The following is a 25,796-nucleotide window of genomic DNA, read 5'->3' on the forward strand; positions in this document are numbered from 1 at the left end:
CCCTTCTCCCCAGCGTGGAGAAGGTGGCCCGAAGGGTCGGATGAGGGGGCCGCGCGGCACGCCTTCATTGTGCTCTTCGCTTGCGCTCAGCGCATTCGCTCCTGTCGTCGCTCACCCCCTCATCTGCCTGCCGGCATCTTCTCCCCGCTGGGGAGAAGGGGGATGTGGCAGCGCTCTTGCTTCCTCTCAGCCCAGTCAAACCATATGGTATTCGATCGGCTGCCCGTTACGCCGATTGAGCTGAGCTTATAAAGGGAGGCGAAAGCACATCCTTAAAGGGGCGATTACCGCTCCCAATCTTCCTTATCAGACTTCGGACCATTGCCGATGCGGCGTTCGAGTTCGGTTGCCTCGGTTTCGGAGAGGCGCAGATCGAGCGTGATCGTGCCGTCTTCATTATCCTCGCGGCTGTCGACGATCGCGTGATCGTAAAGCCAGGGCAGCAGCGCCAGCTTATCAACAGGAAGTCGGATCGTTGCCACGGTCATCACGCCTGACAGTCTGCGGCTGATCTCTTCCATCAGCGTGTCGACACCCTCGCCGCTGACGGCGGAAACCGCCACCACGTTGCTGGCGCCGGCCGATTTCTGCACCATGGTGTCGTGCACCTCGGGCTCCAGCCGATCGATCTTGTTCCAGACCTCGATCAGCCGTTTTTCGGCTTCGGCCTCGTCGATGCCGAGATCGTTCAGGATGCGCATCACGTCGGAGCTCTGCGCCTGGTTGTCGGCATCGGACATGTCGCGGACATGCAGGATGAGATCGGCTTCCAGCACCTCTTCCAGCGTCGCCCGGAAGGCGGCGACCAGATGGGTCGGCAGGTCGGAGATGAAACCGACGGTGTCGGAGAGGATGACGGTGCGGCCGTGCGGCAGCTTCATGCGCCGAAGGGTCGGGTCGAGCGTGGCAAAGAGCATGTCTTCGGCCAGCACGCCGGCGCCGGTGATGCGGTTGAACAGCGTCGACTTGCCGGCATTGGTATAGCCGACCAATGCCACGATCGGATGCGGCACCTTGCGGCGTTTGGCGCGGTGGAGCTGGCGGGTGCGGACGACCTGCTCCAGTTCACGCTCGAGCTTGATGATGCGGTCCTGCAGCATCCGTCGGTCGGCTTCGATCTGGGTTTCGCCGGGGCCGCCCATGAAGCCGCCGCCGCCGCGCTGGCGTTCAAGGTGGGTCCAACTGCGGACCAGGCGGCCCTTCTGATAATTCAGATGGGCGAGATCGACCTGCAGCGTGCCTTCCTTGGTGGAGGCGCGGCGGCCGAAGATTTCGAGGATAAGGCCCGTTCGGTCGATGACCTTGGCGTTCCATTCCTTTTCGAGGTTGCGTTGCTGCACCGGCGTCAATGGATGATCGACGATGACGAGACCGGAATCGCGCTCGTCGAGCAGCGCCTTGATCTCCTCGATCTTGCCGGTGCCAAGCAACGTAGCCGGTCTCGGATCATTGACCGGGACGATCGATCCATTGACGACATCGAGATCGATCGCCTGGGCAAGGCCCGTCGCCTCTTCGAGCCGGCTTTCCGGCGTGCGGGTCGAGGCTGATTCACCCTGCCCGCCGCGGCTGCGCGATTTCAGAACCGGCACGACGACAGTCGCGCGCATGTCGTCCCTGTGCTTGGCGGCCTCAGGGATGATCGAATCGTTCTTGGTATCGCGTGTCGAAATGACGGCTGATCCTGTTAGGACGCGGCTTCTTCGCTCTCAAACATCTGCATGGGCTGGCCCGGCATGATCGTCGAGATCGCATGCTTATACACCAGCTGCGAATGGCCGTCACGGCGAAGAAGAACACAGAAATTGTCAAAAGACGTAACAACGCCCGTGAGTTTCACGCCGTTGATCAGAAAGATTGTCAGGGAAATCTTTTGCTTGCGAACAGTATTGAGAAATAAGTCCTGAAGATTCTGAGAACGTTCCGCCATCGCGCCGCTTCTTTCTTTATTGCCGACCTGATCTGGCCGGTAGAATATCAATCAACCTCACCATGCGAAGACCGGTGGCATCCTCATTCCACCTGTCCAGCAAATCTTGGTATCAAATCGCAATCTTTTCCGCAACGTCGAAAAAGGCCTCGCGGACTTTCTGCGAAACGCTGCCTGGATGACCGTTGGCAATGGCCTGGCCATCGACGGAAACGACCGGAAAACAAATGCTTGTGGCTGCAGTGAGGAAGACCTCGCGGGCCGCGAGCATCTCGGAAACGGAGAAATTCCGCTCCGCTATCGTCAACCCCAGCTTGGCCCCGACATCCATCAGAGTGGTGCGGGTAATGCCGCGCAGAATGCCGTGTTCGGCCGGTCGCGTCACCAGCGTTCCGTCCGGATCGACGATCCAGACATTGGTCGCCGCCCCTTCCTTCACCATGCCGTCGCCGTCGACATAGATCGCTTCCTGGGCGCCGGCCTCCTTGGCCTGCTGGCGGGCCATGGCATTCGGCAGCAGGCCGATGGACTTGATGTCGACGCGGTCCCAGCGGTTGTCGACAAGGGTGATCGCCCGGATGCCGTTGGCATTCTTGGCGGCGATAACCCTGGCGTCGGTGCTTTTGGCGGTAATGACAAGCGAGGGCGGCGTTCCCTCGACCGGAAAGACATGATCGCGGCGGGCGACACCGCGCGTCACCTGCATGTAGAAAAGCCCGTTGCGGACATGGTTGCGGCGCAGCGTCTCGCGAATGACCTGCGTCAGTGCCGCCCGGCCCATCGGCCAGGCGATGCGCAACTCACCAAGCGAACGGTCGAGACGGTTCAGATGGCGCGTGAGGTCGACGATATAGCCGTGGCGCACCTCGCAGACTTCATAGACGCCATCGGCGAACTGGTAGCCGCGATCCTCGATATGCACGCTGGCATCGGAATGCTTGACGTAACGGCCATTCACATAGGCAATTCTCGGCATGGGAAACCTGGTCTTCCGGGAAGCAATATGGGACGCGGCGCGGCGTCGGCCGCGCCGGAAACGATCAGACGCCGAGCGACTTCAGCTTGCGGTGCAGCGCCGAACGCTCCATGCCGACGAACTCCGCGGTGCGCGAGATATTGCCGCCGAAGCGGTTGATCTGGGCGATCAGATAATCCTTCTCGAACATCTCGCGGGCTTCGCGCAGCGGCAGCGTCATGATGTGATAGTCGTTCTTGGCGGACACCTTCGGCAGCATGTCGCCGAGATCGGTCGGCAGCATGTCGGCGGTGATCGGCGCATCGGGGCCGTCGGTGCGGGCAAGGATCATCAGCCGCTCGATATTGTTGCGCAGCTGGCGGATGTTGCCGGGCCAATCATGCGCCTGCAGCACCGCCATGGCGTCATCGCCGATGCGGCGCGGACGGATGCCGGCCTGCTCGGATATCTGGCGCATCAGCTGGTCGACGAGGAAGGGAATGTCCTCGCGCCGTTCGGCAAGTGCGGGCACACGCACCGGCACGACGGCAAGGCGATGATAGAGATCCTCGCGGAACCACCCCTCGGCGATGCGGCTCTCGAGATTATAGGCGGTCGAAGAGATGATGCGGACATCGACCTTGACGCGCTTGGAACCGCCGACGCGCTCGAACTGCTGATCGACCAGCACGCGCAGGATCTTGTTCTGCGTCTCGCGTGGCATCTCGCCGACCTCGTCGAGATAGAGGATGCCGCGATGGGCTTCCTCGAGCGCGCCGATCTTGCGCGCCTGGCCGGGCGTGCCCTCGGTGCCGAACAGCGCCACTTCCATGCGTTCGGGCGTGATGTTGGCGGCGTTGATCGCAACGAAGGGGCCGTTGGCGCGAGCCGACTTCTTGTGGATCATCCGCGCCACCAGCTCCTTGCCGGAACCCGACGCGCCGAGGATCATGATGCGGCTGTTGGTCGGTGCAACCTTCTCGATCGTCTGGCGCAGCTGCGAAACGGCAACCGAGGTGCCGATCAGCTCCAGCGCATCGCCGGTGCGGCGCTTCAGATCGGAGACCTCGCGCTTCAGCTTGGAATTCTCCAGCGCGCGTTCGGCGATCAGGATCAGCCGGTCGGCCTTGAAGGGCTTTTCGATGAAATCGAAGGCGCCACGCTTGATCGCCGAGACGGCGGTCTCGATGTTGCCATGGCCTGATATCATCACCACGGGCAGTTCGGGATGGCGGGTCTTGATCTCGTCGAGCAGCGACAGACCATCGAGCTTGCTGCCCTGCATCCAGATATCGAGGAAGATCAGCCGCGGCACGCGATCGGAAATCGCCGCCAGCGCGCTGTCGCTGTCATGGGCCGTGCGCGTCTCGTGCCCTTCGTCGGAGAGAATGCCGGAAACGATCTCGCGAATATCGTGCTCATCGTCGACGACGAGAATATCAGAGGCCATAAACGCTTTCCTTGTCATTGGCTGCGGGAGCAGCAGGCGTCGGATCCAGGCGTGGCAGATGCACGCGGATCATGGCCCCTCTTCCCCGGTCAAAATCGGCGGGCGCATCATGCAGCTCGAGCTGCCCGCCATGTTCCTCGATGATCTTCTTGACGATGGCGAGGCCGAGGCCGGTGCCCTTCTCGCGCATCGTCATATAGGGTTCCAGAATGCTGTGGCGGTTCTCCACCGGCAAGCCACGGCCGTTGTCGATCACGTCGACGGTGAAGCGGTCGCGGCCGGTATCGAGTGCGGCGCGGACGAGAACCTTGCGTTCGTCCCGCTCGTCACTCGGAACGGCCTCGATCGATTCGACGGCATTCTTGATAAGATTTCCGAAAGCCTGGCCGAGCATGCGGCTGTCGAACAGACCCTCCAGCGGCTGATCGCCGAAATCCTGCTCGAAGGTGACGTGATGGTTGCCCATCTCGCGCAGGAAGATCGCGTCGCGCAGAATATTGCGCAGGTCGCTAGGCTCCTTGGTCGGCTTCGGCATGCGGGCGAAAGCAGAGAATTCGTCGACCATGCGGCCGATGTCGCCGACCTGGCGGATGATCGTATCCGTGCACTGGTCGAAGACCGTCCGGTCATCCGGGTCGATCTGCTTGCCGTAGCGGCGCTGGATGCGCTCGGCGGACAGCTGGATCGGCGTCAGCGGATTCTTGATCTCATGAGCGATGCGCCTTGCCACGTCGCCCCAGGCGGTCGAGCGCTGGGCGATGACGAGATCGGTGATGTCGTCGAGCGTGATCACGTAGGATTCGCTCATGTCGCGCACTTCCTCGCGGGTGACCTGCACGCTCAGCGTCCTGACAGTGCCGCCGCGCACCAGAGCAATCTGCTTGCGGAAATCGCCGCGATGACGCACCGCCGCCTCGGTCAGCACGTGATCGACCTCCGGCGCGATGTCGACCAGCTGCTTTCCGAGCATCTCGTCGGCCGACAGCGACATCAGCGTCTCGGCCGAGCTGTTGACGATGGCGATGCGGCGGTCCTGCTCGACGCCGATGACGGCAGCGGTGACGCCCGACAACACCGCCTCGATGAAGCGGCGGCGGTCGTCGACCTCGTCCTTGGCCTCGAGGATCTCGTCGCGCTGGGTGCGGATTTCCGAGATCATCTTGTTGAAGGTGCGAGAAAGATTGGCGACGTCGCCGTCAACGGCATGCACCGGCACGACAATATCCATATTGCCCGATGCAACGCTGTCGGCCGCCGTAATCAGCAGGCGGATCGGCCGGACGATGCGGTCGGCGACGGCGATCGCGGTCCAGATCGCTGCCAGCAGCACGATCAGCGCGAAGCCGATATAGAGCACGGCAAAGGCGACCTGCAGAGAGAAGCGGTTGGCTTCCATCGAGCGGTATTCGGTGGCGTTCTCCTCCATCATGCGCATCGCGCCCATGACCTTGGGATCGACGGCGCGCACCGTATAGAGAAAGGTGCCCTGAATGGCATCGAGTTTGATTATGGCGCCGACGAGATTGGTGACGCCGGGCGGGATCAGCGTCGGCTGGCCGGCGGCCGCCTTTTCCAGCGCATCCTGCGGAATGGCCGGCAGCGGCTTTTCGGTGGCGATATCGGCCTGGACGATCACCGAGCCGTCGCGCTCGACGAGGAAGGCTCCGAGCAGGCCGCGGCCCCTCGCCTGGCGGGTCATCAGGTCGGCAAAGCCGGTCCTGTCGAGGCTGTAGAGCGCGCGGTTGCGCTCCAGGTCATTGGCCATGGAGACCGTCTGCCCCTGCAGGTAGCTGGCATTCTCCATCATATAGGCCTGGCCGATATTGCGCGACGAGCTGACGATCGACTGGGTGCGCAGGGCAAACCAGCGGTCGAGACCGGCATTCAGCGTGATACTGGCGAAGATGGCGACGAGGATCGCCGGTGTGATCGCGACGATCGAAAAGAGCACGACGATGCGGATATGCAGGCGGGCTGCCGCACGGCCGCGGGTGCGGGCCTTCAGCAGCCTTGCCACTTCGCGGCCGATCAAGGCGAGCAGCGTCAGGACAAAGAAGGAATTGACGATCACCGAGGTGATGACGACATGCGACGTCGGGGCGATCGGCGTCAGGCCGAGCAGCACGAACAGCGTCGCCGTGGCGCAGAGAAGCGCGCCGCCGGCAAGCACGAGGCCGGGCACGGCAAAAAGGGCGCGGCGATCGGTCACCGTCGTCACCGTCTCGCCCGCCGCCGCCGGCGATACCCCATCCTGCGTCATTCGGCCTCTCTTCAGACGGCACCCGCCGCCCTCGCCATCCGATCGAAAACCAAGCAACGCCGGCTTAAAAAGCCAGCGCTGCAACGACTCGATCGGGAGCGAATGTCCAAAACCCGTGCGTGACCTTTAAGCAACGCATTGTGGCGAAAATGCAACGCGCCTCGGCACATTGTCAAGCCGTGCTTCCCTCGACGAGCCTTAATCTGACCCCGAGGAAGGTTTTGTTTTCTCTAGAAGCGCCGAGGCCCTTCGGGTTTGTTTCCGACGATCGTGTCGATCCGCTCCAGCACGTCAGACGTCATCTTCTGTCGGTGTGAGAGGGCCGCGAGATTGTCCTGCAGCTGGCTGGCGCGCGAGGCTCCAAGGATGACGGTCGAGACGTTGCGGTTGGCGAGGCACCACAAAAGGGCGAGATGGGTGATCGATAGGCCGATCTCGTCCGCAAGCTTTGCAAGCTCGCCAACTTGTTTGAGCTGGGCGCGGCCGGCATCGCTGGACCACTTATCCTTCAGCCATTCATAGCCCGGCAGGTTCATACGGCTATCGGCCGGCACACCGTCATTGTATTTCCCGGTCAGGACGCCCGAGGCGAGCGGTGACCAGATCGTGGTGCCAAGGCCGATCAGGTCGTAGAGCGGCAGATAGTCGGATTCGACCTTCTGGCGTTCAAAGATGTTGTACTGCGGCTGTTCCATGGTCGGCGGCGTGATGCGCAAATCCCGGGCGACGGCATAGGCTTCCGTCAATTGCTGCGCGGACCATTCCGACGTGCCCCAGTAGAGCACCTTGCCCTGGGCGACGAGATCGTGCATCGCCCGGACCGTTTCCTCGATCGGCGTGTCGATATCCGGGCGGTGGCAGAAATAAAGGTCGAGGTAGTCGACCTGAAGCCGCTTGAGCGCTGCGTGGCAGGCATCGGTCACATGCTTGCGCGACAGGCCGCGCTGCGTCGGCCTCTCACCTCCCCAGAAGACCTTGCTGGAGACGACAAAGCTGTCACGGCTCCAGCCGAGCCTGCTGAGCGCCTCGCCCATCACGATTTCGGACTTGCCGCTCTCGTATCCTTCGGCATTGTCGAAGAAGTTCACCCCATTGTCGTAGGCAAGCTTCATGAGGTCGACGGCGTCGCCTCCATCGACCTGCTTGCCGAACGTCACCCATGAACCGAAGGAGAACTCGCTCACCTGCAGGCCCGACTTTCCCAAACGTCGATATTCCATCATGTAACTCCCGCAAATTATGAATATGTGCCGGCCTGTCATCGGGGTCGGCGTCGCCCGATCGATCGACGACCGATTGGCGTAATCTATGGCATGCGCAACGATATGCGAGGCTCAGCCCGCCAAGTTGACCAAAACACGATGTCGCAGGTCCCGTCAGCCCCCGACCGTAAAGAAAAAGGGCGCTCCACGACATCAGCCGGAGCGCCCGTGGCATGCGATCGACGACGTTTGCGGCGGAGGTCGACGGCAGCAACGGCAGCATGATGAGATTCGGAACGGATAGGCAACATGCGATTGGAGTCTGCGACGTTATCGCGCGCTGATTGATCCCGTCATCCACCGGATATCCACAGCCTATCCACAGGCACCGCGACAATGATCGCAGCAACTTCAATGACATTCGCCTCTCGGCAAAACACTCCTCACAAATGCTTATGTGACTGTCGAATGACACCGCATCTTTGTTTGTCTGCTTGGATACAAACCGTGGCCTGGCTCAGATAGGCTCACCTCTCCTCCCGACCGTGGCGGCGGACGCCGGGAGGGGTGGGCGGTGGGCAACATGAGGGCCCGCCGCCTTCTTTTCAGCGCACCCCCCGAACGACCTCAGGCGGTGCGGGAACTCCTGTAGACCGAGACACCAAGTTCCCTGATCTTCTTGCGCAAGGTGTTGCGGTTGAGACCGAGAAGATCGGCCGCCTTGATCTGGTTGCCGCGCGTCGCCGTCAGTGCGGCGAGGATCAGCGGATATTCCATTTCGGTCAGCACGCGATCATAGAGGCCGGGCGGCGGCAGATTGTCCCCGAAGCCTGCGAAATAGCTGCGCATGTTCTCTTCGACGGCTTGCGCAATCGTCATCGAGCCGCTGCGCATCGGCCCCTTGTCGATCGGGCTGTCGGGCACGTCGGAGCGAAGTTCGGCGTCGATGATCTCGCGGGTGATCACATCCTGCGGGTAAAGCGCCATCAGACGGCGGATGAGATTTTCCAGTTCGCGGACGTTGCCCGGCCAGGCATATGCCTTCATCAATTCGAGCGCTTCCTGATCGAAACGCTTGGAGCCAAGACCTTCCTTTTCCGCCTGCTGGATGAAATGGCGTACCAGATCGGGAATGTCCTCGGCGCGGTCGCGCAGCGGCGGCAGGCGCAGCGGCACGACGTTGAGGCGGTAATAGAGATCCTCGCGGAAGAGGCCCTGGTTGATCGCCTGCTTCAGGTCCTTGTTGGTGGCGGCGACGATGCGCACATCGGTGCGGATCGGCGTGCGGCCGCCGACGGTGGTGTATTCGCCCTGCTGCAGGACGCGTAAGAGCCGTGTCTGGGCGTCCATCGGCATGTCGCCGATCTCGTCGAGGAAGAGCGTGCCGCCTTCGGCCTGCTCGAAGCGGCCGGTCGAGCGGGTCTGCGCGCCGGTGAAGGCGCCCTTCTCGTGGCCGAACAGTTCGGATTCGATCAGGTCGCGCGGGATCGCCGCCATGTTGATCGCAACAAACGGGCCGTTGCGGCGCTTGCCGTAATCATGCAGCGCGCGGGCGACGAGCTCCTTGCCGGTGCCGGATTCGCCGGTGATCATCAGCGTCAAGTCCGTCAGCATCAGGCGGGCGAGCACGCGGTAGATTTCCTGCATCGCCGCCGACCGGCCGACGAGCGGCATGCCGTCCTGCATGTCGTCTTCGAGTTTGGCGGGCTTGCGCTTCGGCTCGGCGAGCGCCCGGCCGATGATGCCGATCAGCTCGGTGAGATCGAAGGGCTTCGGCAGATAATCGTAAGCGCCCTTTTCCGAGGCCTTGATGGCGGTCATGAAGGTGTTCTGGGCGCTCATGACGAGGACCGGCAGGTCGGGCCGCGCCTTCTTGATGCGCGGCAGCAGATCGAAGGCGTTCTCGTCGGGCATCACCACATCGGTGACGACCAGATCGCCCTCGCCTGCCGAAATCCAGCGCCAGAGGGTAGCGGCGTTGGAGGTGATGCGGACGTCATAACCGGCGCGGCTCAAAGCCTGGTTGAGCACGGTCCGGATGGCCGCATCATCATCTGCAACGAGGATCGTAGCTGTCATCGAGAAGGTCCTGTCGAGCTTGCTATAGAGGCGTCCTCGAGCGAGGCGTCCTTCGACGCCGGCATGAGAACGCGGAATGTCGTGCGGCTGTTCTGGCTGTCGCATTCGATGATGCCGCCGTGATCGCCGATGATCTTGGCGACCAGCGCCAGACCGAGGCCGCTGCCGTTCGGCTTGGTGGTGATGAAAGGATCGAAGAGATGCGGCAACAGATCGAGGGGAACGCCGGGGCCGTTGTCGTGGACGCAGAATTCCAGCGGCAGCGAGATCTTTTCACGCGTGCCGGCGACCGAAAGACGGATGCCGGGACGATAGGCCGTCGTCAACATGATCTCGCCGTCCGACCGATCGCCGACCGCTTCGGCGGCGTTCTTCACCAGATTGAGGAAGACCTGGACGAGCTGGTCGCGATTGGCATAGACGGCCGGCAGCGACGGGTCGTAACTCTCGGTGACCCGGATGTTGCGGGCAAAACCCGCCTTGGCGACCGCCTTCACATGATCGAGCACGGAATGGATGTTGACCGGCATGCGGTCAACAGGGCGTTCGTCGGAAAAGACTTCCATGCGATCGACCAGCGAGACGATGCGATCGGTCTCGTCGCAGATCAGCCGGGTCAGCGCCCGATCGTCGTCGACCGCAGACTGTTCGAGCAACTGGGCGGCGCCGCGTATGCCGGAGAGCGGGTTCTTGATCTCATGCGCCAGCATCGAGGCAAGGCCGGTCACCGAGCGGGCGGCGGCGCGATGGGTCAGCTGCCGGTCGATCTTGTCGGCCATCGACCGTTCCTGGAAGACGATGACGACGGCGCCGGGCTCGCTGAGCACCGGGGCGACATAGAGATCGACGAGCTTGTCCTGGCCGAGGCGGGGCGAACTCAGGTCGACGCGATATTCGTTGACCGGCGCCTTGCGCTCGCGCACCTGGTCGATCAGGGCAAGCAGCGGGCTGCCGAAAGGAATGAAGGTCGAGATGCGGTAACGCGCCAGATGCGAAGCGCTGGCGCCGAAGAAGGCCTCCGCCTCCCAATTGGCGAAAACGACGAAGCCGGATTCGTCGACCATGACGACGGGGTTCTGGATGGCGTTCAGCACGGCCATGGCGACGGTCCCGCCGGCATGATCGGACGGAGATGTCATATCCTTCATCATGCCGCCTCCCGGCTGTCGACAATATTCACAGCCAGCGCATCGTAAAGGCGCGCGGCCACCTCGCGCGGATCGCGCGAGGTCATGATCTCCGCCTTTTCAGCGCCTGACAGGTCAGGCGCGAAACGCTGGAGATACCAGCCAAGGTGCTTGCGGGCGTGGCGGATCGCCACCGCTTCGCCGTAGAAATCCAGCATCATCCGGTAATGTTCGACGGCGATATCGGCGATCTCCTGGGATTGCGGTGCGGGCGCACCTGATATGACGCCGGCATGCCACGGCCTGCCCTGGCAGCCCCTGCCGATCATCACGGCATCGGCGCCGGAGCGGCGCAATATTTCCTGCGCGTCAGCTGCGGTTTCGACATCGCCGTTGGCGACCAACGGAATGGCGACCGCTTCGCGGACGGCGCGGATCGCATCCCAATCGGCGCGGCCTTCATAGAATTGCATGCGGGTGCGCCCATGAATGGTCACAAGCTGGATGCCGGCCGCCTCGGCGCGGCGGGCGATATCAGGCGCGTTGATCGAGTTCTCATCCCAGCCAAGGCGCATCTTCAGCGTCACCGGAATGTCGACGGCTTTGACCGTCGCCTCGATGAGGCCGAGCGCGTGATCGGGATCACGCATCAGCGCCGAACCCGAATAACCGCCGATCACCTTCTTTGCCGGACAGCCCATGTTGATGTCGATGATATCGGCGCCGTGATCGGCGGCGATCTTGGCCGCCTCCGCCATCCAGTGCGCCTCTCGCCCGGCAAGCTGCACCATATGCGGCCGGAAGCCCGCAGCACTGAGCCGCGACCAGGATTCAGCCGTGTCGTTGACCAGTTCGCGGCTCGCCACCATCTCGGTGACGACGAGGCCGGCGCCGAAGCGCCATGCAAGCTCGCGGAAGGGCATATCCGTGACGCCGGACATCGGCGCCAGCACAACGCGGTTCCGCACGGACACGGGTCCGATTTGGAAAGGCGCTGCGAGGTCCTGGGAAATCAAATGATTATCTTTCGGGCACACAATAGAACTGCATTATTTTTAGCCACTATTCCCTGTCTTGCCAAGGGGGCTGAGACAGGAATTGATATTTTTCGGGCAGATGCTGGAAAAGGCCAAAGCAAGACGTTAGAGCACTGGGGTCAATTCCGCATATTTTAGGGGATTTATGCTGCAAATGCCTTCTAAGCAACCGATATCGGCTGGAATTGTCATCGTTGCCGCCGGCCGCGGCGAGCGCGCAGGATCATCCAAGGAAGGCCCCAAGCAATATCGCATGATCGGCGGCAAGCCGGTTATCGTGCATACGCTTGAAAACTTCATGACATGGGAAGCCGCAACCGAGATCGTCGTCGTCATCCATCCCGATGACGAGGCGCTGTTTGCGAGAGCCTTCCGCCACATCATCTCGGCAACGCCGATCAAAACGGTGCATGGGGGTGCGACCCGGCAACAATCCGTGCTTGCCGGCCTCAGACACCTCAAGGACAAGCACATCAGTCATGTCCTGATCCACGATGCCGTGCGGCCGTTCTTCGATCATGTGCTTCTAGACCGCATCGCCGAGAGCCTTGACGCCGGCGCACAGGCGGTCCTGCCGGCGATCCCGGTCACCGATACGCTGAAACGCGCCGACAGCGCCGGCACCGTGCTGACGACGATTTCACGCGAGCATCTTTACGCGGCGCAGACGCCGCAATCCTTCGCCTTCGATAAGATCCTCGAGGCGCATGAGAAGGCAGCCGCGAACGGACGAAGCGATTTCACCGACGACGCCTCGATCGCCGAATGGATGGGCATTCCGGTGACGATCGTCGAGGGCACGAACGACAACGTCAAGCTGACGGTCAAGAACGATATCGCCATGGCCGACGACAAGCTCTCGTCTTCGCTGCTTCCGGACGTGCGCACAGGCAACGGCTACGACGTGCACCAGCTCGTAGCGGGCGATGGCGTGACGCTCTGCGGCGTGTTCATTCCGCATGACCAGAAGCTGAAAGGTCACTCGGATGCCGACGTTGCGCTGCATGCGCTGACGGACGCGCTGCTCGCCACCTGCGGCGCCGGCGATATCGGCGATCATTTCCCGCCGTCCGACCCGCAATGGAAGGGGGCGGCCTCGCGGATCTTCATCGAGCATGCCGCCCGGATCGTGCGCGAGCGCGGCGGTACGATCATGAATGCGGACGTCTCTCTGATCGCCGAGGCGCCGAAGGTCGGCCCGCATCGAGACGCCATGCGGGCGAAACTGTCGGATTATCTCGGCATCGATATCGAGCGCTGCTCGGTCAAGGCGACGACCAATGAGACGATCGGCTTCGTCGGCCGACGCGAAGGCATCGCGGCGATCGCCACGGCGACCGTCGTCTATCGCGGAAGGAAATGATGAGCCTTTTTCCTCAGGATATTATTTCGACGGCGGAGGCGATCGTCCGCGACTTCACGGCTGCAGGGCTGATGATCTCGACCGCCGAATCCTGCACCGGCGGGCTGATCGCCGGAGCGTTGACGGAGATTTCGGGTTCGTCCGCCGTCGTCGACCGTGGCTTCGTCACCTATACGAATACCGCAAAGATCGAGATGCTCGGCGTGCAGGCGGAAACGCTGCTGCGCTTCGGGGCGGTCTCCGAGGAAACGGCGCGGCAGATGGTGCATGGCTCCCTCTTCCGCTCACGCGCCGAGATCGCCGTCGCCGTCACAGGCATTGCCGGCCCCGGCGGCGGATCGGCGGAAAAACCGGTCGGCCTCGTGCATCTCGCCGCCAAATCGCGCGCCGGCATGCTCATCCACCGAAAGATGCTCTATGGCGATATCGGCCGTAGCGAGATTCGGCTGGCGACGATCAGGACGGCGCTGGAGATGGTGCGCTCACTGCTTGCTGCCTGACGCGGGTTCGCGCATCAAACCGGCGTGTAGATTCGGTTTGCCCTGGTCTCGAAGGCTTCGGTGAACATGCGGAAGGCGCGGTCGAACATCGAGCCCATCAGCGCGCCCAAGATGCGGCTCTTGAACTCGTAGTCGATGAAGAAATCGACGGTGCAGCCGCCGGACGGGATCTCGGCGAAGTGCCAGCGATTGTCGAGATATTTGAACGGACCATCGATATATTTGACCTCGATGACGTGTTCGGCCCGGTTCAGCAGCACCTGCGTCGTGAAGGTCTCGCGGATCGCCTTGTAGCCGACCGTCATGTCGGCGACGAGCAGGATCTTGCCGTCGCGCTCCTTGCGGCTCCTGATGGCGAGCGCTTCGCAGAGCGGCAGGAATTCCGGATAACGCTCGACATCGGCGACGAGATCGAACATCTGCTCGGGCGTGTGCGGGACGGGACGGTGCGTTTCGAATTGCGGCATAAGCGGCAATTAATCGGGCCGGCCGAGAAGATCAAGAAGCTCGCGCATCTGGCGGCGGGATTTTAGCTGAAGAACCGGCACGTCGGGGCCATGCGCGGCGATGCCGGCGACGAGGCGCGGCGCGAATTTCTCCTCGAAGGTCCAGATGAATCGGAGGAATTCCAAATCGACCTTCTCGATACAGCCCGGCGCCATTTCGGGGCGAGTGCGGCCGATCCATTTCGCCCACCGGCTGATTGCGCCCCAGATGCAGACAAGCCGCGGCATGCGGACCCAGACGACGAAATCGGTGCGCGGCAACCGAATGTCCAAGGAAGACGGGTTCGTGCCGTCCATGATCCAACGTTCTTCGAGGATCCGGCTGGTGATGATCATTCTCTGCTCGACCCTGTCGCGCGTGACCCAGCCGGGAAGCCAGTATACGTCGCGGTCGAGCGAAATGTAGGAAAGCCCGAAGCGCCTGGCGATCTTCAGCGACAGCGTCGATTTGCCGCCGCCCGAGCAACCGATGACGAGGATGCGGCGGGCTGTCCGGATATGCTTTGCCGCCTGTTCGAGATCGGTGATTTGCTGACGCGGCGGCAGGTCTACTTTCTGATCCATCATGCAACTCCCTCGAGCCAGACGTGCGCTTCGCCGGCATGCTCTCAAGCGCCAAGAGCGGCGAACCGGCTAGCCGCTTTGCGCGATCTTAAAATGACGGTGGATTCGACAAGCCCGTGATCGCGAAGTGCTGCCTCGATCAGAGGCGCGGCATCCCGCTCGAAATTCCAGATATAGGCAAGCGCGTCCAGCGAGAAGCGTTCGGGGCAGCCGGCAGGCAGTTCGGGACGGTTGCGCCCAAAATAACGGAATGTTCTTGAGACCGCGCCGTACAGGCATGCATAACTGGACAGCCGAAGCCAAATGACGGCGTCGGCGCGCGGCAAACGAAGATGGAAGGAGCTCAGCCCGGTTCCATCCATGATCCAGCGTTCTTCCGCCACCGCCCTGGCGATCAGGCGGTCGATCTCGTCGCGCGGTCTCTTTCTCCAGCCCGGTTGCCAGTAGAAGTCGCGGTCCATGGAGATGTAGTCAAGGTCGAGCGCTCGCGAAAGCCGCTTTGCGAGCGTGCTCTTGCCGCTGCCGGGGCAGCCGATAACCAGGATACGGTCGGCTTCGATCAGCGGCGATTTCAATCCGGAGGTGATGTTCATCGTCGGCCTCCCAAAGAAAAACCGCGGCGAAAATCGCCGCGGTTCAATCAAAAAGCAAGTACCAGATGTTACTCGGCGGCGATCAACAGCTTCTTCTCGCGCGCCGCCCGCAGCCGAGCAAAGTCGTCGCCGGCATGGTGGGACGAGCGCGTCAACGGGCTGGAGGCGACCATCAGGAAGCCCTTGCTGTAGGCGACGGTCTCATAAGACTTGAACTCGTCGGGGGTGACGAAACTTTCGACCTTATGGTGCTTGCGCGTCGGCTGCAGGTATTGGCCGATCGTCAGGAAGTCGACATCGGCTGTGCGCAGATCGTCCATCAGCTGCAGCACTTCGTTTCGCTCTTCGCCAAGACCGACCATGATGCCCGATTTCGTGAACATCGTCGGATCGAGTTCCTTCACCCGCTGCAGCAGGCGAACGGAATGGAAGTAGCGGGCGCCGGGGCGAACCGTCAGATAGTTGCCGGGCACCGTTTCCATATTGTGGTTGAAGACGTCCGGCTTGGCGGCGACGACGCGTTCCAGCGCACCCGGCTTCTTCAGGAAGTCGGGCGTCAGGATCTCGATCGTCGTCATCGGCGAGGCGGCACGGATTGCCCAGATCACCTTTTCGAAGTGCGCGGCGCCGCCGTCCTCCAGGTCGTCACGGTCGACCGAGGTAATGACGACGTGGCTGAGGCCCATCTCCTTGACCGCCTTGGCGACATTCTCCGGCTCGGCCATGTCGAGCGCATTGGGCTTGCCGGTGGCGACATTGCAGAAGGCGCAGGCGCGGGTACAGATCTCGCCCATGATCATGAAGGTCGCGTGCTTCTTGTCCCAGCACTCGCCGATATTCGGGCAGCCGGCCTCCTCGCAGACGGTGACGAGCTTGTGCTCCTTCACGATCGCACGGGTCTCGGCATAACCCTTGGAGGTCGGCGCCTTGACGCGAATCCAGTCCGGCTTGCGCATGACTTCCGTGTCCGGCCGATGCGCCTTCTCCGGATGCCGCACGCGCTTGGCGTCGGGATTGATCGTATCGAGGATGGTCACCATTGCAGTTTCAGCTTTCTACCGCCCCTATGCGGCAAATCTCATTCGGATCTAGCGCCGCACCAGCCGCGCAAGGAATATCAACAAGCAGGCGCCGAGGAAACCCGTCACGAAATAGCCGAGCCGCCCGCCGACCACCTCGAGATGAAACTGCGCGAGGATGGCGCTTGCGACGACCGAGCCGACGATGCCGAGCACGATGTTCAGGAAAATCCCGTATCGCGCTTCCATCAGCTTGCCGGCGAGCCAGCCTGCAAGCCCGCCGATGGTGATTGCCGAAATCCAGCCGACGCTTTCCATGCCTACCCCTACCCTCAAGTTGGCCCTCAGTTGCTCTTCAAGCGACCGCTCTCGCGATTAGAACCACGATGATGGCGCCGACGGTGGCGTGGATGATCTGCACGACCAGCGCATTTTCGATGCCCAGCGAAATGCCGAGCGCGCTGAACAGATAACCGCCGACGAAGGCGCCGATGATTCCGCTCAGCAGGCATCTTATCAACCCGCCGCCACCGACGACCAGGCTTGCCAGGAAGCCTGCAACCAGGCCGATCAGCAAAAACACCAGCAACGCCTGCGTCTCCATAGACATGATGATTTCCTTTCGTTTTTTCCACCCTGGTGAGGATGGCTTTGCCACCCCGACATAAAGGGCGGCATTGGAAAGTATCAAGCGTTCAGGACGCGGCCGTAAGCATCGAGCACCGCTTCCTTCATCGATTCCGACACGGTCGGATGCGGGAAGATCGTGTGCATCAGTTCTTCCTCGGTCGTCTCGAGGTTCATCGCGACCACGAAGCCCTGAATGAGTTCGGTGACTTCGGCGCCGACCATGTGGGCGCCGAGCAGTTCGCCGGTCTTCTTGTCGAAGATCACCTTCACCATGCCCTGGTCTTCGCCGAGTGCGATCGCCTTGCCGTTTGCCGCGAAGGAGAAGCGGCCGACGCGGATGTCGCGGCCCAGTTCCTTGGCCTTCGCTTCGGTGATGCCGACGGAGGCGACCTGCGGATTGCAATAGGTGCAGCCCGGCACCTTGCCCTTGTCGGTCGGATGGACATTGGGAAGGCCGGCGATCTTTTCGACGCAGACGACGCCCTCATGCTCCGCCTTGTGCGCCAGCATCGGCGGGCCGGCGACATCGCCGATCGCATAGATGCCGGCGATATTGGTCTTGCCGTAGCCGTCGATGACGACGCAGCCGCGGTCGGTCTTGACACTGAGCGCCTCGAGACCGAGATTTTCGATATTGCCCTGAACGCCGACGGCCGAAATCAGCCGGTCGGCAGTGATCTGCTCAACCTTGCCATCGGCCGTCTCGACACGGGCGGTAACGCTGTTCGTGGCCTTGTCGACCTTGGTGACCTTGGCGCTGGTGAAGATCTTGAGGCCGCGCTTTTCAAGCTGCTTGCGGGCGATCGCCGTGATCTCGGCATCCTCGACCGGCATGATGGTCGGCATGACTTCGACGACCGTGACGTCGACACCCATCGAGCGATAGAAGCTGGCGAATTCGATGCCGATCGCGCCCGAGCCCATGACGATCAGCGATTTCGGCAAAACATCCGGCTTCAGCGCCTCGAAATAGGTCCAGATCAGCTTGCCATCCGGCTCGATACCGGGCAACGCGCGCGGACGGGCGCCGGTGGCGATGATGATATGCTTGGCGGAATAGGTGCCCTCGCCGCTCTTGACGTTCTTCGGCAGCGGATGCTGCGGCTCGACGACCGGCTTCGACGGCTTGCCGACGACGATCTCGCCGGGCTGAGCTCCAGTCGAAGCCTTGGTGATCTTCGCTTCTCCCCAGATGATGTCGATCTTGTTCTTCTTCATCAGGAAGCCGACGCCGGCATTCAGACGGGCGGAGACGGCACGCGAGCGGCCGACGACGGCCTTGGCATCCGGCTTGACCGTGCCTTCGAGAACGAGGCCGTAATCTTTGAAGTGGTTGGCGTGATCGAGCACCTCGGCCGAGCGCAGCAGCGCCTTAGTCGGGATGCAGCCCCAGTTCAGGCAGATGCCGCCCATATGCTCGCGCTCGACGATCGCGGTCTTGAGGCCGAGCTGGCTGGCGCGGATGGCGGCGACATAGCCGCCGGGGCCTGAGCCGATAATGATGACGTCGTAGGATTCAGCCATGTGTTTCCTGCCTTTGTTGCGCTGCGCTGCGGGTCATGAGCACCCACGCATGTCTCTTGCTGTTTTCGAAGAGCGGCACGGCATCGGCGCGCGCAGCCTCCAGGAATCCGTTTCTTCCATAAAGCGACAAAGCCGCTTCGTTATCACTTGCGGTAATGAGACTGACCGGTCGGCGATCGGCCCTTTCGATCTGATCGTCCAGCAGCCTGCGTCCGATGCCGATGCCACGCAGATGGCGATAGACGCCGAGACTGCCGATGAACCAGCTTCCGACCACCGTCTTCTGCAAGGCAAGCATCGGTGCGGTCGCCGGAATGGTGGCCTCGATATCACCTATCCCCTCATTCAGCGCATGGCCGATCGCCACACCAGCGACCTCGCCATAGGCCTCGGCAATGACGGCATCCCGCCAGCCGCCGACAGCTTCCTCCTCGCCCATCTTCAGCCGGCCCAGCTCCAGCGGCGTGTCGCTCACGCCGTTTTGCACACCGGCAAACCAAAGCCAGGAGGCAAAACCGCGCGATGCGATATCCGCCAGAATCGCCAGCTCCGAGGCATCCCGCCGTGAGGCCTGCCGGAGGGCGATGAAGGAGGTCATACTCAGATCCCCAGCATCATCCGCACGATCGATTCCAGCCCGCGTCCAAGCGCACGCGTATTCTCCGCATCGAGGTGAATGCCGTCGATCGGTGTGGTCTTGGCGACGGAATTGCCGTCGAAGAAGCCACAACCGAGTTCGTCGGCAAGATCACGATAAAGCGTCGCAAGTTTTGCCGATTCCTCGATGCCGCCGGGAAACGATGCGGCGAAGGGCACATTGCCCGTTGCGCGGATCGCCGGCGGCGCCACGATCAGGATCTCCGGCCCATCGAATTCGAAGGGCCAGGCATGATTGCGGATCAGCCGCACGAGCCGGCTGATGCCCTGGCATGCGGCAAAGGCCGAGCCTGCCACGACCGGCTTCATGTCATTGGTGCCGAGCAGAAGGATGACGAGGTCGAGCGGTGCATGCGTCTGCAGGATCGTCGGCAGGATGCGCGCACCATTGCGGTCGCAATCGGCGAGATGGTCGTCGAAAGCGGTGGTGCGCCCGTTCAAGCCTTCGGCGATGATACGCGCGTCACCGCCGAGCGCTGCCTGAAGCACGCTCGGCCAGCGATTCTGGTAATCATGACGGCCGATCGTCTCGGCGTCATAACCCCAGGTCAGCGAGTCACCATAGCAAAGAACGGTCTTGGTCATTTCCGCCTCGTACCGCTATCAGACAAGCATGCCCATCGGGTTTTCGATGTAGCCCTTGAAGGCCTGGAGCAGTTCGGCGCCGAGCGCGCCATCGACGCAGCGATGGTCGGTCGAGAGGGTGACTGACATTACGGTGGCAATCGCCATTTCGCCCTTCTTGACGACAACCCGCTGTTCGCCGGCGCCAACCGCGAGGATCGTCGCATGCGGCGGATTGATAACGGCTGAAAACACCTTGACGCCCATCATGCCCATGTTCGAGACCGAGCTGGTGCCGCCCTGATATTCCTCGGGCTTCAGCTTGCGGTCCTTGGCCCGCTTGCCGAGATCGCGCATCTCGTTGGAGATCACCGACAGCGTCTTTTGCTCTGCCTTGCGAATGATCGGCGTGATCAGGCCGCCGGGGATCGAGACGGCGACGCCGACATCGGCATGCTTGTGCTTGACCATGTTGTTGTCGGTCCAGGAGACGTTGGCATCCGGAACGTCGCGCAGCGACAGCGCCATGGCCTTGATGACCATGTCGTTGACCGAGAGCTTGTAGGCCGGAGCGCCGCCATCCTTTCGCGGGGCCGCATCGTTCAACTGGGCGCGCAGCGCCAGCAGCGCATCGAGCTCGCAATCGACACTGACGTAGAAATGCGGGATCGTCTGCTTGGATTCGACCAGGCGCTTGGCAATCGTCTTGCGCATGCCGTCATGCGGCACGAGCTCGTAGGAGCCAGGTTCGAAGAGCTTGAGCACGGCCTCCTCGGAAGCGCCCTTCGGTGCAGCAGCAGCGGCCGGCGCCGGCGCGGCAGCCTGCGGGGTTGCAGCGGGTGCAGGCGCAGCGGCCGCCTTGGCGCCACCGCCGGCAACGGCGGCCTCGATGTCGCTCTTGACGACGCGACCGTGCGGGCCGGAGCCTGCGACAGCCGAAAGGTCGATACCGGCTTCCTTGGCCAGACGGCGGGCAAGCGGCGAAGAGAAGGTGCGGTTGCCATCAGCCGAAACCGATGCGGGTACAGCGGCGGGTGCTGGTGCTGCAGCCGGAGCGGACTGGGCCGGAGCCGGCGCGGCCTCGGCCTTCGGCGCGGCCGCGCCGTCTGCCTTCGGCGCAGGTGCGGCGGAACCCGCACCAGTTGCGGCAGCAGCGACATCCTCGCCATCGGCGGCGAGAACCGCGATCAGCGCATTGACCTTGACGCCTTCGGTGCCGGCGGCAACGACCAGCTTGGCGACCGTGCCTTCATCGACGGCTTCGACTTCCATCGTCGCCTTGTCGGTCTCGATCTCGGCGATCACATCGCCAGACTTGACCTTGTCGCCTTCCTTGACCAGCCATTTGGAAAGATTGCCTTCCTCCATGGTCGGAGAGAGGGCGGGCATCGTGATATTGATCGGCATCGAAACACCCTCCCCTTATTTGTAGCAAACAGCCTTCACGGCATCGACGACTTCGCCGACGTTCGGAAGCGCCAGCTTTTCGAGATTGGCGGCGTAGGGCATCGGAACGTCCTTGCCCGCAATCGTCAGGATCGGCGCATCGAGATAGTCGAAGGCCTGCTGCATGACGCGGGTGGCGATTTCGGTGCCGACGGAGGACTGCGGATAACCTTCCTCGACGGTGACCAGACGGCCGGTCTTCTTCACCGATTCGATCACGGTCGGCAGGTCCATCGGACGGATGGTGCGAAGGTCGATCAGTTCGACGTCGATGCCGAGCTTCTCGAGTTCGGCGACAGCCTTGGTGGCATAGCTCATGCCGATGCCGAAGGAGACGACGGTCACGTCGTTGCCCGGACGATGGATGCGCGCCTTGCCGATCGGCAGGACGAAATTGTCGAGCTTAGGCACATCGAAGTGCTGGCCGTAGAGAATTTCGTTTTCCAGGAAGATGACCGGGTTCGGATCACGGATCGCAGCCTTCAGCAGACCCTTGGCGTCAGATGCCGTGTAGGGCATGACAACCTTCAGGCCGGGAATGGCGCTGTACCAGGCTGCATAATCCTGGCTGTGCTGGGCGCCGACGCGGGCTGCTGCACCATTCGGGCCGCGGAAGACGATCGGAGCGCCCATCTGGCCGCCGGACATATAGAGCGTCTTGGCAGCGGAGTTGATGATCTGGTCGATCGCCTGCATGGCGAAGTTGAAGGTCATGAATTCGACGATGGGGCGAAGGCCGGCCATTGCCGCACCGACGCCGACGCCGGCAAAGCCATGCTCGGTGATCGGCGTATCGACGACGCGGCGCGGGCCGAATTCCTGCAGCAGCCCCTGCGTGACCTTGTAGGCGCCCTGATATTCGGCGACTTCCTCGCCCATGACGAAGACGTTTTCGTCGGCGCGCATTTCCTCGGCCATGGCGTCACGCAGCGCTTCGCGCACGGTCGTCGACACCATTTCGGTGCCGGCCGGGATTTCGGGGTCGTTCTGCACCTGGGCTTTCGGCTCGGCCGGAACGGGTGCGGATGCCGGAGTTGCGGCAGCCGGCTTTTCCTCCAGCGCTGCCTGCGGTACAGCAGCCGGCGCTGCCGCCGGAGCGGACGCAGACATGTCGGATGCGGATTCGCCGTCCTGCAGGAGAACAGCGATCTTGGCGTTCACCTTGACTCCTTCGGTTCCGGCAGGAACCAGAAGCTTGCCGATGACGCCTTCGTCGACGGCTTCGACTTCCATCGTCGCCTTGTCGGTTTCGATTTCGGCGATCACGTCGCCAGAAGTGACCTTGTCACCTTCCTGCTTCAGCCATTTGGACAGCGTGCCTTCTTCCATCGTCGGAGAGAGGGCGGGCATGAGGATATCGATAGGCATGGGTTCCCTCCCCGATTACAGCAGAATGTCGGTATAGAGCTCGGATACATCCGGCTCCGGATCGGCCTGGGCGAAGTCGGCACTATCGGCGACAATGTCGCGAACATCCTTGTCGATCGCCTTCAGATCGTCTTCGGAAGCCCAGCCCTTTTCGATAAGGCGTGCCTTCACCTGTTCGATCGGATCATGCTCGGAGCGCATCTTCTGCACTTCGTCCTTGGAGCGATACTTCGCCGGGTCGGACATCGAATGACCACGATAACGATAGGTCAGCATTTCGAGAATGATCGGGCCCTTGCCGGAACGGCAATGTTCGAGCGCCTCGTCGGCCGCCGCCTTGACGGCGCGGACGTCCATGCCATCGACCTGAATGCCGGGGATGCCGAAGCCGGATCCGCGCAGCGAGTAATTCGACTGAGCGGTGGCGCGGGCGGTCGAGGTGCCCATGGCGTAACGGTTATTTTCGACGATATAGACGATCGGCAGCTTCCAGAGAGCCGCCATGTTGAAGCTCTCGTAGACCTGGCCCTGGTTGGCAGCGCCGTCGCCGAAATAGGCGATGGAGACATTGCCATTGCCGCGGTAGCGGTTTGCAAAGGCAAGACCCGTTCCGAGCGAGACCTGGGCGCCGACGATGCCATGACCGCCGTAGAAATGCTTCTCTTTCGAGAACATGTGCATCGAGCCGCCCTTGCCGTGGGAATAGCCGCTGCGACGCCCGGTCAATTCCGCCATGACACCGCGCGCTTCCATACCGGTTGCCAGCATATGGCCGTGGTCGCGATAGGCGGTGATGACCTGGTCGCCTTCCTTTTGCGCCATCTGCATGCCGACGACGACAGCTTCCTGACCGATGTAGAGGTGACAAAAGCCGCCGATGAAGCCCATGCCGTAAAGCTGACCGGCCTTCTCCTCGAAGCGGCGGATCAGCAGCATCTCGCGATAGGCCTTGAGCTCCTCATTGCGATCGAAGTCGGCTACCGGGCCTCCATTCGATGCTTTGGCTGCCGGTTTTGCTGCAGTTTTGCGGCTGGAAACGGTCGCGGTCTTTCGCGGCGCCATTCAACCCTCCCTATGGGTTTGTCGGTTCTTGGTCGCGCGTACCATAGGGAAGAAATATGACCACAGCAATGCCATAAATGCATGGCTCGTATTCGACGCTAAAACGTTGGAAAAACTACGAAAATTCTAATTAACCTATTTCCAGTTAATTGGAATAGTGGTTGAAAACGACGATCTCGTCGGCGCGCGACATGTTGAGCTGATAACGCGCTTTTTCGTCCAGCATATCCTTGTCGAGCGAGCCATCACTCAAGAGCGCGACCTGATTTTCCAGATGTTCGCGCTTTGCTTTCAAGACGGCAAGCTCTTTTTCACGCGCGACACGCTGACGCTCGAATGTCTCCGTCGCGCGCAGGCCGTAATCGCCATGGATGCAATGATAACCGAAGTAGGAAAGGAAGGCGACCGTCATGGCCGGAATGACGAAGCGACCGATTCTTCTCTTTTTATGATGCTTTGTCCACATACACGCATGCTCTTGAACGCATTACCAATTCGTTCAATCTAGCGCGCAGAGATTAACCGTTCGTTGACTCTAAAAAACGGGCAAGAAAAAACCCGCGCCGGGAAGGCGCGGGTTAAACAATCAAAGGTCAGATCCGATCAGCCGCGGATGATCGAGCGGCCGGCATACTGGGCCTGGGGCCCGAGGCCTTCTTCGATGCGGATCAGCTGGTTGTACTTGGCGAGACGGTCGGAACGCGATAGCGAACCGGTCTTGATCTGGCCGCAGTTGGTGGCGACCGCGAGATCGGCAATGGTCGAATCTTCCGTCTCGCCGGAGCGGTGCGACATGACGGCGGTATAGGCCGCCTTGTGCGCCGTGTTGACGGCGTCGAGCGTTTCCGTCAGCGAGCCGATCTGGTTGACCTTGACGAGGATCGAGTTGGCGACGCCCATGCGGATGCCGTCGCGAAGACGGGCGGAGTTGGTGACGAAGAGGTCGTCGCCGACGAGCTGGGTCTTCTTGCCGGCCAGGTCGGTCAGCGTCTTCCAGCCGTCCCAGTCGTCTTCGGCCATGCCATCCTCGATCGAGATGATCGGATAGTTGGCGGCGAGCTCGGCCAAATACTCCGCCATGGCGCCCGATTCCAGCGTGCGACCTTCCCCTTCGAGAACGTATTTGCCGTCCTTGAAGAATTCGGTCGAGGCGCAGTCGAGGCCGAGGCACATGTCGTCGCCCGGCTTGTAGCCGGCTTTCTCGATCGACTTCATGATGAAGTCGAGGGCCTCAGGCGCGCTCTTCAGGCCCGGTGCGAAACCGCCTTCGTCGCCGACATTGGTGTTGTGGCCCTGGCTCGCAAGTTCCTTGCGTAGCGTATGGAAGACTTCCGAACCCATGCGCACGGCTTCGGCGATCGAATCGGCGCCGACCGGCAGGATCATGAATTCCTGGAAATCGATCGGGTTGTCGGCGTGGGCGCCGCCATTGATGATGTTCATCATCGGCACCGGCAGCAGGCTGGCGGAAGCGCCGCCGACATAACGGTAGAGCGGCAGGCCGGACGCCTGGGCGGCAGCCTTGGCGACGGCGAGCGATACGCCGAGGATGGCGTTGGCGCCGAGGCGCGACTTGTTCGGCGTGCCGTCCAGCTCGATCATGATGTTGTCGATCTGGATCTGGTTTTCGGCGTCGATGCCACCGATCGCGTCGAAGATCTCGGTGTTGGCGGCTTCGACCGCCTTTTCGACGCCCTTGCCGAGGTAGCGCTTGCCGCCGTCACGCAGTTCGACCGCCTCATGCGCGCCCGTCGAGGCGCCCGAGGGGACGGCCGCGCGGCCCATGCTGCCATCTTCGAGATAGACATCGACTTCGACGGTGGGGTTACCACGGCTATCGAGAATCTCGCGGGCGATGATATCGGTGATTGCAGTCATGGGTTCTTCCTGCTCGGTGGATGATAAGTCGGTTCGAAACCTGTCTTAGTCGAAGGCGTGCAAATTACAATGCTGCAATTTC

25 protein-coding genes are annotated in these 25,796 nt (G+C 62.0%); 2 read left to right on the forward strand and 23 right to left on the reverse strand.

Annotation, left to right across the window (positions count from 1 at the left end):
• Positions 1-284 precede the first annotated feature (284 nt).
• From hflX to dusB, 9 genes are all read right to left on the reverse strand, one after another.
• Entirely contained in the window at positions 285-1,610 is a 1,326-nt protein-coding gene (gene hflX / locus HFO71_RS17320; protein ID WP_131642299.1) for a GTPase HflX, read from the reverse strand.
• A gap of 77 nt (positions 1,611-1,687) precedes the next feature.
• On the reverse strand, positions 1,688-1,930 hold the full coding sequence (hfq, locus tag HFO71_RS17325; protein ID WP_003539403.1) for an RNA chaperone Hfq: 243 nt from the start codon (positions 1,928-1,930) through the stop codon (positions 1,688-1,690).
• A gap of 112 nt (positions 1,931-2,042) precedes the next feature.
• Positions 2,043-2,906, reverse strand: a complete 864-nt coding sequence (locus tag HFO71_RS17330; protein WP_131642298.1) for a D-amino-acid transaminase — start codon at positions 2,904-2,906, stop codon at positions 2,043-2,045.
• 64 nt (positions 2,907-2,970) lie between these two features.
• On the reverse strand, positions 2,971-4,335 hold the full coding sequence (gene ntrX, locus HFO71_RS17335) for a nitrogen assimilation response regulator NtrX (protein ID WP_011651865.1): 1,365 nt from the start codon (positions 4,333-4,335) through the stop codon (positions 2,971-2,973).
• The gene (locus tag HFO71_RS17340; RefSeq protein WP_017960313.1) at positions 4,325-6,595 is read right to left on the reverse strand and encodes a sensor histidine kinase NtrY-like; all 2,271 of its coding nucleotides are present in this window, start codon (positions 6,593-6,595) and stop codon (positions 4,325-4,327) included. Before HFO71_RS17340 ends, ntrX begins: the two co-directional genes overlap by 11 nt.
• A gap of 230 nt (positions 6,596-6,825) precedes the next feature.
• On the reverse strand, positions 6,826-7,815 hold the full coding sequence (locus HFO71_RS17345; RefSeq protein ID WP_168258341.1) for a potassium channel beta subunit family protein: 990 nt from the start codon (positions 7,813-7,815) through the stop codon (positions 6,826-6,828).
• Positions 7,816-8,424: 609 nt separating this feature from the next.
• Positions 8,425-9,876 (reverse strand): nitrogen regulation protein NR(I), encoded by a 1,452-nt coding sequence (gene ntrC / locus HFO71_RS17350; protein ID WP_077981088.1) that lies wholly within the window; start codon positions 9,874-9,876, stop codon positions 8,425-8,427.
• Entirely contained in the window at positions 9,873-11,027 is a 1,155-nt protein-coding gene (locus HFO71_RS17355) for a two-component system sensor histidine kinase NtrB (RefSeq protein ID WP_077981089.1), read from the reverse strand. Before HFO71_RS17355 ends, ntrC begins: the two co-directional genes overlap by 4 nt.
• Positions 11,024-12,040: a tRNA dihydrouridine synthase DusB gene (gene dusB, locus HFO71_RS17360; protein ID WP_170269152.1), complete on the reverse strand. Its 1,017-nt coding sequence runs from the start codon at positions 12,038-12,040 to the stop codon at positions 11,024-11,026. Before dusB ends, HFO71_RS17355 begins: the two co-directional genes overlap by 4 nt.
• A 145-nt stretch (positions 12,041-12,185) precedes the next feature.
• Here dusB and HFO71_RS17365 point away from each other — a divergent pair, with 145 nt between their 5' ends.
• Positions 12,186-13,403, forward strand: a complete 1,218-nt coding sequence (locus HFO71_RS17365) for a bifunctional 2-C-methyl-D-erythritol 4-phosphate cytidylyltransferase/2-C-methyl-D-erythritol 2,4-cyclodiphosphate synthase (RefSeq protein ID WP_131642294.1) — start codon at positions 12,186-12,188, stop codon at positions 13,401-13,403.
• Entirely contained in the window at positions 13,400-13,903 is a 504-nt protein-coding gene (locus HFO71_RS17370) for a CinA family protein (protein ID WP_131642293.1), read from the forward strand. The genes HFO71_RS17365 and HFO71_RS17370 overlap by 4 nt, the downstream gene beginning before the upstream one ends.
• A gap of 14 nt (positions 13,904-13,917) precedes the next feature.
• On the opposite strand, the gene HFO71_RS17375 is transcribed toward HFO71_RS17370, so the two are convergent.
• The 14 genes from HFO71_RS17375 to eno all read right to left on the reverse strand — a co-directional run bounded on the left by HFO71_RS17375 (position 13,918) and on the right by eno (position 25,714).
• Positions 13,918-14,370, reverse strand: coding sequence for a type II toxin-antitoxin system RatA family toxin (locus HFO71_RS17375; protein ID WP_129420805.1), 453 nt, complete (start codon positions 14,368-14,370; stop codon positions 13,918-13,920).
• A gap of 9 nt (positions 14,371-14,379) precedes the next feature.
• Complete coding sequence (locus tag HFO71_RS17380; protein ID WP_131642292.1) at positions 14,380-14,976, reverse strand: P-loop NTPase family protein; 597 nt, start codon at positions 14,974-14,976, stop codon at positions 14,380-14,382.
• 41 nt (positions 14,977-15,017) lie between these two features.
• Complete coding sequence (locus HFO71_RS17385) at positions 15,018-15,566, reverse strand: AAA family ATPase (protein ID WP_221988239.1); 549 nt, start codon at positions 15,564-15,566, stop codon at positions 15,018-15,020.
• 68 nt (positions 15,567-15,634) lie between these two features.
• Positions 15,635-16,606 carry a lipoyl synthase gene (gene lipA / locus HFO71_RS17390; protein WP_131642290.1) on the reverse strand — a complete coding sequence of 324 codons (972 nt, stop codon included), beginning with the start codon at positions 16,604-16,606 and terminating at the stop codon, positions 15,635-15,637.
• Between the two features lie 48 nt (positions 16,607-16,654).
• On the reverse strand, positions 16,655-16,903 hold the full coding sequence (locus HFO71_RS17395) for a GlsB/YeaQ/YmgE family stress response membrane protein (RefSeq protein ID WP_131642289.1): 249 nt from the start codon (positions 16,901-16,903) through the stop codon (positions 16,655-16,657).
• A 37-nt stretch (positions 16,904-16,940) separates the two neighbouring features.
• The gene (locus tag HFO71_RS17400) at positions 16,941-17,195 is read right to left on the reverse strand and encodes a GlsB/YeaQ/YmgE family stress response membrane protein (protein WP_003539329.1); all 255 of its coding nucleotides are present in this window, start codon (positions 17,193-17,195) and stop codon (positions 16,941-16,943) included.
• Positions 17,196-17,272: 77 nt separating this feature from the next.
• Complete coding sequence (gene lpdA, locus HFO71_RS17405) at positions 17,273-18,739, reverse strand: dihydrolipoyl dehydrogenase (protein ID WP_168258340.1); 1,467 nt, start codon at positions 18,737-18,739, stop codon at positions 17,273-17,275.
• A complete protein-coding gene (locus HFO71_RS17410; RefSeq protein WP_131642287.1) occupies positions 18,732-19,337 on the reverse strand; it encodes a GNAT family N-acetyltransferase in 606 nt (201 codons plus the stop codon). The genes lpdA and HFO71_RS17410 overlap by 8 nt, the downstream gene beginning before the upstream one ends.
• 2 nt (positions 19,338-19,339) lie before the next feature.
• Positions 19,340-19,981, reverse strand: a complete 642-nt coding sequence (locus tag HFO71_RS17415) for an SGNH/GDSL hydrolase family protein (protein ID WP_077981098.1) — start codon at positions 19,979-19,981, stop codon at positions 19,340-19,342.
• 18 nt (positions 19,982-19,999) lie between these two features.
• Entirely contained in the window at positions 20,000-21,367 is a 1,368-nt protein-coding gene (locus HFO71_RS17420; protein WP_077981099.1) for a pyruvate dehydrogenase complex dihydrolipoamide acetyltransferase, read from the reverse strand.
• Between the two features lie 15 nt (positions 21,368-21,382).
• On the reverse strand, positions 21,383-22,774 hold the full coding sequence (locus tag HFO71_RS17425) for a pyruvate dehydrogenase complex E1 component subunit beta (RefSeq protein WP_077981100.1): 1,392 nt from the start codon (positions 22,772-22,774) through the stop codon (positions 21,383-21,385).
• Positions 22,775-22,789: 15 nt separating this feature from the next.
• Positions 22,790-23,836, reverse strand: coding sequence for a pyruvate dehydrogenase (acetyl-transferring) E1 component subunit alpha (pdhA, locus tag HFO71_RS17430; RefSeq protein WP_131642286.1), 1,047 nt, complete (start codon positions 23,834-23,836; stop codon positions 22,790-22,792).
• A 145-nt stretch (positions 23,837-23,981) separates the two neighbouring features.
• Positions 23,982-24,302, reverse strand: coding sequence for an FtsB family cell division protein (locus tag HFO71_RS17435; RefSeq protein WP_017960293.1), 321 nt, complete (start codon positions 24,300-24,302; stop codon positions 23,982-23,984).
• A 137-nt stretch (positions 24,303-24,439) separates the two neighbouring features.
• Positions 24,440-25,714, reverse strand: coding sequence for a phosphopyruvate hydratase (eno, locus tag HFO71_RS17440; RefSeq protein WP_077981102.1), 1,275 nt, complete (start codon positions 25,712-25,714; stop codon positions 24,440-24,442).
• Between the last annotated feature and the right edge of the window lie 82 nt (positions 25,715-25,796).

The organism is Rhizobium laguerreae, from assembly GCF_019778565.1.
Lineage (GTDB): Bacteria > Pseudomonadota > Alphaproteobacteria > Rhizobiales > Rhizobiaceae > Rhizobium > Rhizobium laguerreae.